The organism is Streptococcus himalayensis, from assembly GCF_001708305.1.
GTDB lineage: Bacteria > Bacillota > Bacilli > Lactobacillales > Streptococcaceae > Streptococcus > Streptococcus himalayensis.
Map to the genome: position 1 here is coordinate 59124 of NZ_CP016953.1, position 13377 is coordinate 72500.

The 13377-nt window shown below is 41.0% G+C and carries 11 protein-coding genes, 4 tRNA genes, 1 pseudogene and 1 riboswitch; of the genes and pseudogenes, 5 read left to right on the plus strand and 11 right to left on the minus strand.

Translation table 11 applies throughout. From position 1 onward, the window contains the following. Positions 1-14: 14 nt before the first annotated feature. The 7 genes from BFM96_RS00185 to BFM96_RS00215 form a co-directional block, all read right to left on the minus strand. Positions 15-2069 (minus strand): cation:proton antiporter, encoded by a 2055-nt coding sequence (locus BFM96_RS00185; protein WP_068988871.1) that lies wholly within the window; start codon positions 2067-2069, stop codon positions 15-17. A gap of 11 nt (positions 2070-2080) precedes the next feature. Then, positions 2081-2335: a hypothetical protein gene (locus BFM96_RS00190; protein WP_068988873.1), complete on the minus strand. Its 255-nt coding sequence runs from the start codon at positions 2333-2335 to the stop codon at positions 2081-2083. Then, positions 2328-2885 carry a tRNA (mnm(5)s(2)U34)-methyltransferase gene (locus BFM96_RS00195; protein WP_068988876.1) on the minus strand — a complete coding sequence of 186 codons (558 nt, stop codon included), beginning with the start codon at positions 2883-2885 and terminating at the stop codon, positions 2328-2330. Before BFM96_RS00195 ends, BFM96_RS00190 begins: the two co-directional genes overlap by 8 nt. Next, positions 2879-3814, minus strand: a complete 936-nt coding sequence (locus BFM96_RS00200; RefSeq protein WP_068988879.1) for a TIGR01212 family radical SAM protein — start codon at positions 3812-3814, stop codon at positions 2879-2881. The genes BFM96_RS00195 and BFM96_RS00200 overlap by 7 nt, the downstream gene beginning before the upstream one ends. A gap of 68 nt (positions 3815-3882) precedes the next feature. Beyond that, positions 3883-4533 carry a phosphatase PAP2 family protein gene (locus BFM96_RS00205; RefSeq protein WP_068988882.1) on the minus strand — a complete coding sequence of 217 codons (651 nt, stop codon included), beginning with the start codon at positions 4531-4533 and terminating at the stop codon, positions 3883-3885. Beyond that, the gene (locus tag BFM96_RS00210; protein ID WP_068994064.1) at positions 4523-5086 is read right to left on the minus strand and encodes an ECF transporter S component; all 564 of its coding nucleotides are present in this window, start codon (positions 5084-5086) and stop codon (positions 4523-4525) included. The genes BFM96_RS00205 and BFM96_RS00210 overlap by 11 nt, the downstream gene beginning before the upstream one ends. Before the next feature lie 85 nt (positions 5087-5171). Then, positions 5172-5284: riboswitch (FMN riboswitch) on the minus strand. Positions 5285-5336: 52 nt separating this feature from the next. Beyond that, entirely contained in the window at positions 5337-5840 is a 504-nt protein-coding gene (locus BFM96_RS00215; RefSeq protein WP_068988884.1) for a tRNA (cytidine(34)-2'-O)-methyltransferase, read from the minus strand. Between the two features lie 274 nt (positions 5841-6114). Between BFM96_RS00215 and trkA the strand changes: the two genes are divergently transcribed. The 5 genes and pseudogenes from trkA (at position 6115) to BFM96_RS00250 (ending at position 12856) form a co-directional block, all read left to right on the plus strand. After that, positions 6115-7464, plus strand: a complete 1350-nt coding sequence (trkA, locus tag BFM96_RS00220; RefSeq protein ID WP_068988889.1) for a Trk system potassium transporter TrkA — start codon at positions 6115-6117, stop codon at positions 7462-7464. A gap of 3 nt (positions 7465-7467) precedes the next feature. Next, positions 7468-8907 (plus strand): TrkH family potassium uptake protein, encoded by a 1440-nt coding sequence (locus BFM96_RS00225; protein ID WP_068988892.1) that lies wholly within the window; start codon positions 7468-7470, stop codon positions 8905-8907. Positions 8908-8983: 76 nt separating this feature from the next. After that, positions 8984-10031 (plus strand): IS630 family transposase gene (locus BFM96_RS10700; RefSeq protein WP_145939693.1). Its coding sequence is split into 2 segments (ribosomal slippage): positions 8984-9421 and positions 9423-10031, totalling 1047 coding nucleotides; the frame shifts between segments, so codons are not numbered across the junction. A gap of 139 nt (positions 10032-10170) precedes the next feature. Then, positions 10171-11485: pseudogene (locus tag BFM96_RS10685) on the plus strand (transposase). 114 nt (positions 11486-11599) lie between these two features. Continuing rightward, entirely contained in the window at positions 11600-12856 is a 1257-nt protein-coding gene (locus BFM96_RS00250; RefSeq protein ID WP_068988908.1) for an ISL3 family transposase, read from the plus strand. Positions 12857-12993: 137 nt separating this feature from the next. Here BFM96_RS00250 and BFM96_RS00255 read toward each other — a convergent pair. The 4 genes from BFM96_RS00255 to BFM96_RS00270 form a co-directional block, all read right to left on the minus strand. Continuing rightward, positions 12994-13067: transfer RNA gene (locus BFM96_RS00255), tRNA-Pro, on the minus strand. A gap of 49 nt (positions 13068-13116) precedes the next feature. Continuing rightward, a tRNA-Arg gene (locus tag BFM96_RS00260) sits at positions 13117-13190 on the minus strand. A 17-nt stretch (positions 13191-13207) separates the two neighbouring features. Further along, positions 13208-13292 (minus strand) — tRNA-Leu (locus BFM96_RS00265). A 7-nt stretch (positions 13293-13299) separates the two neighbouring features. Further along, positions 13300-13371 (minus strand) — tRNA-Gly (locus tag BFM96_RS00270). Positions 13372-13377: the final 6 nt, after the last annotated feature.

The following is a 13377-nucleotide window of genomic DNA, read 5'->3' on the forward strand; positions in this document are numbered from 1 at the left end:
TCGTCCAATTCCTTTTAGTGATTTCTGGTATAATTTAGCACATCGTAAGGCAGGGTGTTGATGACTTCTTTTAAAGAGTAATTTTCCAAATTATTGACATTTTGCCGCAAGCGTTTGGCATAACTTGGGGAGATTAACTTTTGTTCTTCATATTCAAAAATCAATTTTCGCTCCAAATAATAGCCCCGCAGCATTTCCTCAATATTGGTGGGCTTCAAGCGCGTGATAACCCGTTCGATAAAGGCACCGCTTCCGATAATAGCTGTCTTCCGAATCCGAGAATCCTGCAAAAAACTAATCAAGGAATTCTTATAAATTCCCTTTAAATGCTCCAAACTCTCAATAATGACTTCCGTGTTTGCCAGATACAATTCTGCAATAGCTTCGGCTTCTTCTTTATTCACATAGCCTTGCTCTTTTTGCATAAGGGAACGAAAACCAGAGCCAAAGGTTACGATTTCATGCAAAGCAAAGCGAAAGACACGCCAAAAGACAATCAAGAAATAGGTAAAACGAGACACCAAGGTCCGATTGATCCGTTGCTCCATCGTTCTTAGATACCGCTGATAGAGATGGTAGGCACGGTTGCTCATATTCCCTTCCTCATAGGCCTGTTCTAACCCATCATTTTCGATACTAAGAATGAGAAGCTGGAGGCTCGCTAAATCCTTGCGAACCGTTCGATCCTCTTGCTCGACAATCAGATTTTCAATTCTCCCTTGGTAATTGTCAATCGCTGCATATAAAGGACCTTTGAGTTTGGTGCTTTTCAGCTCCTCTTCCAGTTCTAACACTACATCATTTAAAATCGCAATGTGCATCAGATAATCCGAAGATTCTTCCTTGTCTTCTGATAAACGAGGCAAGACCACTAAACCAAGCAAGAAACTCAACATGGTCACCCCCGCCACTAAAAAGAGCAGGAGCGGATAATCCTGTTCAAGACTTGTAGGTATCAAAAGAATAGTCGCAATAGACACCGTTCCCTTGACCCCTGAAAAAGTCAAAATCAAAATATCCTTCACATAATTTCCCATTCTCTTCTTGAGCCGTGCCCCTCGAGTGAGGTAGAAAGCATAAATCATAACAAAACGAATGGCGAATAAAACAGCTGTTAAAAGGACAATCGTCACGACCAAAAAAAGGTTGTCATAAATCGGACTGCGTAAGATAGGTGCAGCAATCATCTGCAATTCCATGCCTAAAATGACAAAGACCGAACCATTAAGCATAAATGCAATGGTCTGCCAAACTGTATCCGTTACCGTATCCACTTGTGCTTCTAAAAGCGTAATTTTCTTAAAACGGCTAGCTTTGAAAATCCCAGCAACGACCACGGCAATAATCCCTGAAACATGAATTTCTTCTGCCAGAAAGAAGGTCAGTAAGGGCAAGCTAAGCTCAAGAAGCAGTTCTCCAGCAATATCCGAGGCACGAACATTGAGAAGCGATTGTTGCAGCTGACGATTTAAAAAGGCAGATAAGGCCCCAATGGCAAAACCACCAAGGATGGATAATAGCAATGATACACTAGCTTTTCCTAGGGAAAAATTGCCTGTTGTCCATGCGGCTAGAGCCACTTGAAAAGCAACCAAGCCACTTGCATCATTTAAAAGCCCCTCTCCTTTGAGGATATTTTCCACCCGCTTGGGAAATGAAAATCGCTCCGATAGGGAAGTAAAAGCTACTAAATCTGTCGGCCCCAAAGCTGCCCCAACTGCCAAACAAGCAGCAAGAGGGAGGACCAGCCACAAACGATGGGCTAAAAACCCTAAACTCAAGGTTGAAACAAAAATCACTGGAAAAATCAAAAACAGCACAATTTTCCAGTGCTTCAAAATGCTTGTAATATCACTTTCTTCTGCTTCGCGAAAAAGAAGGGGGCCAATAACCAAGGCCAGAAAAACTTCCGTATCCAGATGAAATTTTCCCTGTGGTGTACAAAAACCAATGAGAATTCCTAATAAAATTTGGATAAGAGGCAAGGGAAATCGCGGAAACAATTTATTGGTCGCATTTGACACAATCAAAACGAGCAGAAAGATTAACGCATAAAAAAGTAGACTCATCGACTACCTCCTTATCGTTCGTTGCAACACTTTTCAAATAAGAGTTTTTGTTCAGAGATTTTTCGGTCAATTTTGGAAACATCTCGGTGCTCGATTTGTTTTTGGCACCGTTCCATTTCAAGACTGACCAACTTCTGTTTAATTTTGACCATTTTTTTACTTAAATGGGCATCATCAAATTTTTTGGCAAGCTGCTCACCAGCATCTGATTCCAGATACTTACTTCGCAGTGTGTCTAATTTTTCCTGTAAATATTTTTTATCCATGATTGTATTCCTTTAATTTTTCAAGCATGAGTAAGAAAGGTGGGTGATTGATTTGGTTGAGGGTTTGATAAATCGTCACGGTAAATTCTCGTTGTGGTAGCTGAGACACAAAATCAAGCACTGCATCTCGCTCACAAACACCTCCCTCATGTCCGTAATAGACCATCATCGCAATTCGCCCACCTAATACCAAGCGTTGACATAATTTTTCAAGTGCGAGAATAGTCGTATTGGGTTGTGTAATAATCGATTTGTCTGCACTTGGCAGATAACCCAGATTAAAAATCCCTGCTTTCACCTCTTCTACATAGATATCCAGTTGTTCATGACCTGCTAAAATCAGCTCAGCATTGGTCAGACCAGCCATTTCTAGACGCGTACGAGTCTGCTCAATCGCTTGTTCCTGAATATCAAATGCAAATACTTTTTTGGCTCTCTCAGCTAAAAAAAGAGTGTCATGTCCATTGCCCATGGTCGCATCCACCACGATATCTTCCTTGGTGATGACTTCTGCTAAAAACTGATGGGCCATTTCTAATGGTCTTAACATATAAATTTCTGCTCCTTTGCTTTACAGCCTTGGATACTACCACGGCGACGCATTTCGGTTTCAATGGCATTCAGCACTTCCCACTTATTAAGGCTCCACATTGGTCCAATCAGCATATCGCGCGGTGCATCTCCTGTAATCCGATGAATGACGATATGTTTGGGGATAATTTCTAACTGGTCACAAATAATGTTCACATATTCTTCTTGGCTGAGCAACTGCAGCCGTCCCTCATGATAATCTCGCTGCATACGCGTATTCGTCATCAAATGAAGCAAGTGTAATTTAATGCCTTGAATATCATTATCTGTTACGCAACGGCGAACATTTTCAAGCATCATCTCGTGTGTCTCGCCAGGTAAGCCATTAATCAAATGAGAGACAATTTCAATCTTAGGAAATTTACGCAATCGTTTCACGGTTTCGACATAGAGTTCATACGAATGAGCCCGGTTAATCAAATCAGATGTTTTTTCAAAGGTTGTCTGAAGCCCTAACTCCACTGTCACATGCATTCTCTCGGACAATTCTGCCAGATAGGCAATCGTTTCATCTGGTAGACAGTCTGGTCTCGTTCCAATATTGATGCCCACTACTCCTGGCTCATTGATAGCCTGCTCATACCGCTCCCGAATAATCTCAACCTTTTCATGCGTATTGGTAAAGTTTTGAAAATAGACCAAATATTTCCGAACATCTGGCCATTTACGGTGCATGAAATCAATTTCCTTATAAAATTGTTCACGGATAGGCGCATCAGGTGCCACAATCGCATCGCCTGATCCCGACACCGTACAAAATGTACAGCCTCCTTTTGCCACTGTTCCGTCACGATTTGGACAGTCAAATCCCGCATCAATCGGCACTTTAAAGGTCTTTTCACCAAACAAGGTCCGATAATAATCATTCAAAGCATTGTAAGATTTCATTCTTATATTCTACCACAAAATGAAAAAATAAGGTAAATTGGATGTTGCCCATCCATTCTACCCTATTTTTATGACTGTTTGCGTGTAAAGCGGCGTTTAAAGCGCCATTCATCGTAAAAAGGATACTCTAGGCACAAGACACCAAAACCAAGTAAGGCACCACCCAGCACATCGCTGGGATAATGCACCCCTAGATAGACCCGAGACACTAAGACAATGCCTATCAAAAGAAGACACATTCCTTGCATCAAATAGCGTAGCGGTTTCTTCTGAATGCGTTGATACATCACCACGATTAAACTTCCAAAGACCAAGGTTGCAGCCAAGGAATGCCCACTCGGAAACGAGAAACCTGTCTCTTGAACCAAATGAGAAATACTCGGTCTCGGTCGCTGGTAGACCTGCTTTAGTAAGCTCACTAAAAGACCAGAAAGAGCTAGATTTCCTGCCACATATAAGGCTTCGCTCTGCCAGTTTTTCCAAAGAAAAAATAAAACGAAAATAAGCACCCAAGAAATGATAACAGGTATATTTGCGAGTTGCGTCATCGTGGCAAAAAAATTCGTCCAAAGCCGAGGTAAATCCCCTCTGATGCCAGCTTGAATCGGCTGATCAATGTTCGTCAACTGCTCTGGATAAAACTTAACGACGTATCCTAAGATGACAAAAAGTAAAAGGGCAAACGAGCCCCGTGTTAACCATGTTTGTTTATGCTTCATATTGTTTCCACACTGGTTTCAAAAAAAGTTGCACCAACCAAAAAGCCAAGGCAAAAACCAGTCCCTCAATCATATTAAAAGGAACAACCATTGTCCACAAATAAGTGCCAACACCAATCGTTGCAGCAATGTCAAAACCTGCAAACATCGCATACAAGGGGATGGCATAAATCGCATTTAAAAGAACCATCACAAAAGTCAAGACAAGGGTTGCACTGATGCTAGCCAGTACAAATCTTTTTATTGTTTGTTGCTTTTTCCACACAAGAGCAAAGACCAATACAAAAGAAGCCATGGCAATCATATTCATGGGTAACCCAATATAGGTGCTCACCCCTTGATTGTTCAAAACCAACTTCAGCAAGGAACGCAAGAGAACAATCGTCATTGCACTTCTCGTATCCAACATGAGCAAACCTAACAAAATCGGAACAATACTAAAGTCCAGTCTCAGAAATGGCACTGCTGGCAATATCGGAAAATCAAAGAACATCAATAAAAAAGAAAGTGCTGAAAGAATGGCAATCAAGGCCATTTTTCGTGTTTTTGTCATAAAGGCTTCCTCCAATTTTTCTAAAATCAGAGAAGGCTGAAAGTTAGCCAAAAAGGCTTTCCACTTAGAAAGTTTCAACTATATCTTTCGTCTTCTCCCATCCAGACTTTACTGTCGGTTGTGGAATCTCACCACATCAGCTTATGCTCGCGGACTATCACCGCCGGTCGGGAATTGCACCCTGCCCTGAAGACTCTTTTATCATACCAAAAAAGACCTGCTCTTGCAAGTCTTTGCTACCCTTCCTCGCTCACTTGAGCTTGTCTTTTTCATACTCATGGACCAAGTCTAATCCTTGAAACTCTTGCTGCCTGAGAGCTTCGTACACCACCATACACACCGTATTCGAAACATTTAAACTCCTGACATGTGCATCATTCATAGGAATTCTCAAGGCTTTTTCTGGATGTTCTCGCATAAATTCCTCAGGTAAGCCCTTATCCTCACGTCCAAATAGAAAATAATGATTTCCCTCTTGGTTAAAATCTTCTTGCGAATAAACCTTAGAAGCAAATTTTGAAATCAAATACAAGCGGCCATCCATCTTCTCTAAAAATGCAGCCAAACTATCATAATAATAAATCTCTAACTGATCCCAATAATCCAGCCCCGCCCGCTTCATCTTTTTATCATCAATGGGAAAACCCATCGGCTTGATGATATGAAGAGGACTATTGGTTGCCGCACAGGTTCTGGCAATATTCCCCGTATTTTGCGGAATTTGCGGTTCAAATAATACGATATGATTTTTCATGTCCCTTTTCCTCTGCAAAAAAATAGCCACACTGCCCGGAGTCAAGCTCAGCAAACAGCGTGGTTATGGCATCATTAACTTACATCACAACAGGTCTGAGGTAAATCAATGAAGGTACTCTCCTAGTATATCACTTTCTCCTTACATGTCAATCAAAAGTACCTAAAATCCATCATTTTTATCAGATTTGTTAAAAATGTGTATCTTCTATATGAAATAAGATGAAATTTTTTCAAAAAAAGGGTATGATAGATACATATTTCGGAGGTAAAAGATGAAAATTATTCTTGTCGGTGGTGGAAAAGTCGGCTCTGCCCTTTGCCGCTCACTGGTTGCTGAAAAGCATGATGTCGTCTTGATTGAGCAAAACGAATCTGTCCTCAATCATTTGACCAAACGCTATGACATCATGGGAATTGTCGGAAATGGAGCCGATTTTAAAATGCTCGAGCAAGCAGATGTAAAAGATTGTGACATCTTCATTGCTATGACTGAGTACGATGAGGTCAATATGATTTCTTCTCTATTGGCTAAAAAAATGGGAGCCAAAGAAACCATTGTTCGTGTCCGCAATCCAGAATATTCAAATCCTTTCTTTAAAAAGAAAAATATTCTCGGCTTCTCCCTCATTGTCAATCCAGAACTTCTAACAGCCCGCTATATCGCAAATATCATTGATTTCCCAAATGCCTTGTCTGTCGAACGCTTTGCAAATGGGCGTGTCAGTCTCATGGAGTTTAAGGTCACACCAGGGAGCAAATTATGTGACATAACCCTAGCTCAATTTCGGAAAAAATTTGGCAACGTCTTGATTTGTGCTATGCGCCGAGGAGACGATCTTTTCATCCCTAATGGTGACATTACAATCTTGCCAGAAGACATCATCTTTGTCACAGGAAATCGTAAAGAGGTTCTTCGCTTCCACAATTATATGCGTCCTAAAAGCATCAAGAGCCTGATGCTGATTGGAGCAGGGAAGATATCCTATTATCTTCTCAATATTCTCCAACACAGTAAAATTGATCTCAAGCTGATTGAGCTCAAGGAAGAACAAGCTCGGCTCTTCAGCCAAGAATTTCCGCATTTGCATGTCGTTCATGGAGATGGTACAGCCAAAGACATTCTTATGGAAGAACGAGCTCAGCATTATGATGCCGTGGCCACCTTGACAGGAGTTGATGAAGAAAACATCATCGCCTCTATGTTCCTTGAAAATCTTGGGGTGCAAAAAAATATTACAAAGGTTAATCGAACCAGCCTCCTTGAGATTATCGACAAGAAAAACGAATCGAGTATCGTCACTCCAAAACGGATTGCCATTGATACGATTATGCATTTTATCCGAGGTCGCGTCAATGCCCAGTACTCTGATTTACAGGCCATGCATCATATCGCAAACGGTCAAATCGAAACCCTGCAATTCCAAATTATCGATGACAGTCCGGTGACCAATTTACCCCTAGCTCAGCTCAGCTTTAAACCAGGTGTCTTGATTGCAGCGGTCATCCGTAATGGAAAAACGATTTTCCCAACAGGGGACGATCAAATTAAGGTTGGGGATCAGATTGTGGTAACCACCTTATTGCAAAATATCACACAAGTCCTTGATTTGTTAGAGGAGTAGGCTATGAATAGAAGTATTATCCGTCACCTCCTCTCAAAATTGCTCCTTATTGAGGCTAGCTTACTCCTAGCCCCCCTTATCGTCGCTCTCCTTTATCAAGAATCTGCGACTATTATTGAATCCTATGTATTCACAATCATCCTCCTTCTTCTCATTGGCTGGACTGGAGTCATCTTTAAACCAAAAGATTACCATATTTATGCCAAGGAAGGTGTCTTGATTGTTGCCCTTTGTTGGATTCTCTGGTCCTTCTTTGGGGCTCTTCCTTTTGTCTTTTCTGGACAAATTCCTAATATCATTGATGCCTTTTTTGAAGTCAGTTCAGGATTTACAACCACGGGGGCAACCATTCTCTCAGATGTCGGCGTCCTATCTCACTCACTCCTTTTTTGGCGGAGTTTCACCCACTTAATCGGTGGAATGGGAGTGCTTGTCTTTGCTCTAGCTATTATAGACAACAATAAAAATAGCCATTTAGAGGTAATGCGGGCAGAAGTCCCTGGGCCTATTTTCGGAAAAGTCGTATCCAAACTAAAAAATACTGCCCAGATCCTTTATCTACTCTACCTAGCACTCTTTGCCATTTTTATTGGCATCTATTGTCTAGCAGGACTTCCTCTGTTTGATAGTATCATTATTGCCATGGGGACAGCTGGAACTGGAGGCTTTGCTCTTTATAATGATGGTATTGCCCACTATCAAAACCCTGTCGTTACCTATCTCGTTAGCTTTGGAGTCTTGATTTTTGGGGTAAATCTCAATTTATACTACTATTGTCTGCTTCGGAAATTCAAACTTTTCTTAGGAGACGAGGAATTAAAAACTTACCTCATCATTATCGCTAGCTCCGCACTATTGATTGGCTTGAATGTTTTTCATCTCTATCAAAATGTAGCAGATACCTTAGAAATCTCTTTCTTTCAAGTGACCAATATTATCACGACAACAGGATTTGGGTTTGGAGACACTACTCATTGGCCCTTATTCTCACAAATCATCCTCTTATTGCTCATGTGTATTGGAGGGTCTGCTGGATCCACCGCTGGTGGTTTCAAGGTGATGAGAGGGCTCATTCTCGCTCGTATCGCTAAAAATCAGATTCTATCAACTCTTTCTCCTAATCGGGTATTGACCCTACACGTTAATAACAGCGTTATTGACAAAGATACTCAACATAAAATTCTCAAATATCTAGTGCTCTATATAATGATCATCGTTATTTTAATTTTCTTGATCAGCTTAGATAATGAAAAATTTTTAACCGTTGTCAGTGCAGTCATTAGCTGCTTCAATAATATTGGCCCCATGTTAGGCACCAGTGAAAGCTTTGCTATCTTCAGTCCGATTTCAAAATTACTCCTATCGCTGGCCATGATCGCCGGCCGTCTTGAAATCTACCCTATTATCCTCCTTTTCCTCCCTAAAACATGGTCCAAACGATAAAAAATCATAACCATAAAAATCTTTACTTTATCATTTTATACTTAACAAAAATCAAATTCTGATGTATAATAGTCATATGAACGCTACACAAGAACAAATCACAGAACTCAAATCAGCTCTCCAGGCTAAACATCTCTCTGCCTATCACAAACGGATTCAAGCGGTCTATTTACGCTCTCAAAAGTTGACCTACAAGGCCATTTCTGACTTAATCGGTTTATCTCATGATACGATTTGGCGTTTGGTGAAAAAATATGAACAAGAAGGTCTCTCTGCCCTTACCCATGATGCACGAGGGGGGCGTCATCGTTCTTATCTTACTTACGAAGAAGAAAAAGCATTCTTAGAAGAACAGTTTGTTGGTAGTGCTTCAGGACAATTTGTCACTATTGCAGAAATGCACGAGGCTTACCAAACTAAAATTGGGAAACAAACAACGCGAGAAGGGTTTTATGCACTGTTGAAGCGTCACGGTTGGCGCAAAGTAACACCAAGACCTGAACACCCTAAAAAGGCAGATGCCAAAACGATTTTGGCGTCTAAAAATAAAATCTACCTTCAAGAAGACGAGAAAGCGCTTTAAGAATAGTAGACGTTACCAGAAGGTCAGACTCATGTATCAAGATGAAGCAGGATTCGGACGGATTAGTAAAATTGGGAAGTCTTGGGTGCCAAAAGGAGTACGACCTCATGTTCACAGCCACTATATTCGAGAATATCGCTACTGCTATGGAGCTGTCGATGCCCATACGGGGGAATCTTTCTTTATCATTGCTGGGGGATGTAACACCGATTGGATGAATGAATTTTTAAGACAACTGTCTCAAGCCTACCCTAATGACTATATCTTACTCGTGATGGATAAGGCTGTATGGCATAAATCACGGACGTTAGAGAAACCTACCAACATTGGCTTTGAGTTCATTCCACCTTATACGCCTGAGATGAATCCCATTGAACAAGTCTGGGCTGAGATTCGTAAGAGAGGTTTCAAGAATAAGGCCTTTAAGACGCTAGACGATGTCATTAACAAGCTGCAAGAGGTGATTCAAGGTCTGCATTGGTCTGTGTTAAAACCCATTGTTCATAGAAATTGGCTCTTTTCAGATTTTGATGTTAAATGAGTATTAGAATAAAAAGGCTCTATAATATCTGTAGTGGGTAAATCCACTGTGGAGATTATGGAACCTTTTTCAGTGTAGAAAAAAAGTCCCATATGACCTATAATGAAAAGCGACAAAACCATCATTTAGAAAGACTCATATGGAACAACTAAATCTTATCACAAATTTTCTCAAAATGAAAGACAAAAATATCACGATCACTAATGAATGCGACATGGGAACACACTTAGAACTCCACGGTCACTTGGATTACACAGCCCCTAAATGCTCTTCCTGCAAGGGACAAATGGCTAAGTACGACTTCCAGAAAGCCTCTAAAATCCCCTACTTAGAAACTGCTGGCTACCCGCTACTTATCCGCCTTCGAAAGCGTCGTTTCAAGTGCAAAGACTGTGGGAAAATAGCGGTCGCTGAAACTCCTATTGTTAAGAAGAACCATCAAATCTCTGTCGCTGTCAACCAGAAAATCGCACAATTACTCATCGAAAAGCAAGCAATGACACATATCGCACACAGACTCTCCATTTCAACATCTACAGTTATTCGAAAACTCAATGAGTTTAAGTTTGAAACGGATTGGGCTAAGCTTCCAGAAGTCATGTCCTGGGATGAGTATGCCTTCAAGAAAGGGAAAATGAGCTTTATCGCTCAAGATTTTGACACAAATAACATCATCGCTATCCTTGATGGAAGAACGCAAGCAACCAGCCGAAATCACTTCCTACGATACCCTAGACAGGTCAGAAACCGCGTTAAATTCATCACTATGGACATGTTTAGCCCCTACTATAAATTGGCTAAACCCTTCGCCCTCCAATTTCTAAGCTCAGGCTGAAACAGTCTATTCCCAGACTGTTTCACTCCCACATGCCAAAATCGTGCTGGATCGCTTCCACATTGTGCAACATCTCAGCCGTGCTATGAACCGTGTCCGCATACAAATCATGAATCAATTCGATAGAAAATCTCTTGAGTATCGAGCCTTGAAACGCTACTGGAAATTGATACAACAGGATAGCCGTAAACTCAGTGACAAGCGGTTCTATCGCCCTACTTTTCGCATGCACTTAACCAACCAGGAGATTGTCGCTAAACTGCTCGGCTATTCTCAAGAACTGAGAGAACACTACGAGCTCTATCAACTACTGCTTTTTCACTTCCAGGAGAAGCAAGCTGACCAATTTTTTGGACTTATCCAAGACGCTCGGCAGACTGTCAATCCGATTTTCCAGACCGTATTTAATACCTTTTTGAAGGACAAGGATAAGATTCTCAACGCCATGGAATTGCCTTACTCAAATGCCAAACTTGAGGAGACGAATAATCTCATCAAAGTCATCAAGCGTAATGCCTTTGGATTTCGGAACTTTGAAAACTTCAAAAAGCGGATTTTGATTGCCATCAACATCAAAAAAGAGAAGACCAAGCTGGTCCTCTTTTATTGGGCTCTATAATATCTGTAGTGGGTAAATCCACTGTAGAGATTATGGAGCCTTTTTCAGTGTAGAAAAAAAGTCCCATATGACCTATAATGAAAAGCGATAAAACCATCATTTAGAAAGACTCATATGGAACAACTAAATCTTATCACAAATTTTCTCAAAATGAAAGACAAAAATATCACGATCACTAATGAATGCGACATGGGAACTCACTTAGAACTCCACGGTCACTTGGATTACACAGCCCCTAAATGCCCTTCCTGCAAGGGACAAATGGCTAAGTATGACTTCCAGAAAGCCTCTAAAATCCCCTACTTAGAAACTGCTGGCTACCCACTACTTATCCGCCTTCGAAAGCGTCGTTTCAAGTGCAAGGAATGTGGGAAAATGGCGGTCGCTGAAACTCCTATTGTTAAGAAGAACCATCAAATATCTGTCGCTGTCAACCAGAAAATCGCACAATTACTCATCGAAAAGCAAGCAATGACACATATCGCACACAGACTCTCCATTTCTACATCTACAGTTATTCGAAAACTCAATGAGTTTAAATTTGAAACGGATTGGGATAAGCTTCCAGAAGTCATGTCCTGGGATGAGTATGCCTTCAAGAAAGGGAAAATGAGCTTTATCGCTCAAGATTTTGACACAAATAACATCATCGCTATCCTTGATGGAAGAACGCAAGCAACCATCCGAAATCACTTTCTGAGATACCCTAGACAGGTCAGAAACCGCGTTAAATTCATCACTATGGACATGTTTAGCCCTTACTATCAACTAGCCAAACAACTTTTTCCTCATGCTAAAATCGTGCTTGATCGTTTCCACGTTGTGCAACATCTCAGCCGTGCTATGAACCGTGTCCGCATACAAATCATGAATCAATTCGATAGAAAATCCCAGGAATACCGTGTCTTAAAACGCTACTGGAAACTGGTACAACAAGATAGCCGTAAACTCAGTGATAAACGATTTTATCGCCCTACATTTCGCATGCATTTGACCAATAAGGAAATCTTAGACAAGCTCCTATCCTACTCAGATGAGTTACGACAACATTATGAACTCTATCAACTTCTTTTATTCCATTTCCAAGAGAGGAACTCAGAGCATTTCTTTGACCTAATTGAGCAAGAAAGAGCCACTGTTAACCCTATTTTCCAGACGGTATTTAAGACCTTTCTAAAGGATAAGGACAAGGTTTTAAACGCTTTGGAATTGCCTTATTCCAACGCTAAATTGGAAGCTACCAATAATCTTATCAAAGTCATTAAACGAAATGCCTTTGGTTTCAGGAACTTTGAAAACTTCAAAAAGCGGATTTTGATTGCCTTAAACATCAAAAAAGAGAAGACCAAGTTGGTCCTCTCTAGATGTTAGCTGACATCTACCCACTACAGTTGACAAAGAGCCTTTTATTGTCCGTTATAACTTATTCACTATAGTTGACAAATATCTTTATAGCATTTATGATGAATTTATCTACCCTAGAAATTATTTAGTTTAATATCATTAAATCGGGAAGACAGGATTCGAACCTGCGACACCTTGGTCCCAAACCAAGTACTCTACCAAGCTGAGCTACTTCCCGTTTCTATCTAAAAATAAATCTCCCCTAATGAAACCCATTAAGCGAGCTATGCACCCTAGAGGAGTCGAACCTCTAACCGCCTGATTCGTAGTCAGGTACTCTATCCAGTTGAGCTAAGGGTGCCAACTATTATAACTTTATGCCGAGGACCGGAATCGAACCGGTACGGTGTTAACCACCGCAGGATTTTAAGTCCTGTGCGTCTGCCAGTTCCGCCACCCCGGCCTCTTCAAGCGAACGACGGGATTCGAACCCGCGACCCCCACCTTGGCAAGGTGGTGTTCTACCACTGAACTACGTTCGCATGACT

Excerpts from the sequence above, each read along its gene's own strand:
- trkA (WP_068988889.1), top strand. The coding sequence starts at position 6,115 with ATGAAAATTATTCTTGTCGGTGGTGGAAAAGTCGGCTCTGCCCTTTGC.
- BFM96_RS00215 (WP_068988884.1), bottom strand. The coding sequence starts at position 5,840 with ATGAAAAATCATATCGTATTATTTGAACCGCAAATTCCGCAAAATACG.
- BFM96_RS00210 (WP_068994064.1), bottom strand. The coding sequence starts at position 5,086 with ATGACAAAAACACGAAAAATGGCCTTGATTGCCATTCTTTCAGCACTT.
- BFM96_RS00185 (WP_068988871.1), bottom strand. The coding sequence starts at position 2,069 with ATGAGTCTACTTTTTTATGCGTTAATCTTTCTGCTCGTTTTGATTGTG.
- BFM96_RS00250 (WP_068988908.1), top strand. The coding sequence starts at position 11,600 with ATGGAACAACTAAATCTTATCACAAATTTTCTCAAAATGAAAGACAAA.
- BFM96_RS00195 (WP_068988876.1), bottom strand. The coding sequence starts at position 2,885 with ATGTTAAGACCATTAGAAATGGCCCATCAGTTTTTAGCAGAAGTCATC.
- BFM96_RS00225 (WP_068988892.1), top strand. The coding sequence starts at position 7,468 with ATGAATAGAAGTATTATCCGTCACCTCCTCTCAAAATTGCTCCTTATT.
- BFM96_RS00205 (WP_068988882.1), bottom strand. The coding sequence starts at position 4,533 with ATGAAGCATAAACAAACATGGTTAACACGGGGCTCGTTTGCCCTTTTA.
- BFM96_RS00190 (WP_068988873.1), bottom strand. The coding sequence starts at position 2,335 with ATGGATAAAAAATATTTACAGGAAAAATTAGACACACTGCGAAGTAAG.
- BFM96_RS00200 (WP_068988879.1), bottom strand. The coding sequence starts at position 3,814 with ATGAAATCTTACAATGCTTTGAATGATTATTATCGGACCTTGTTTGGT.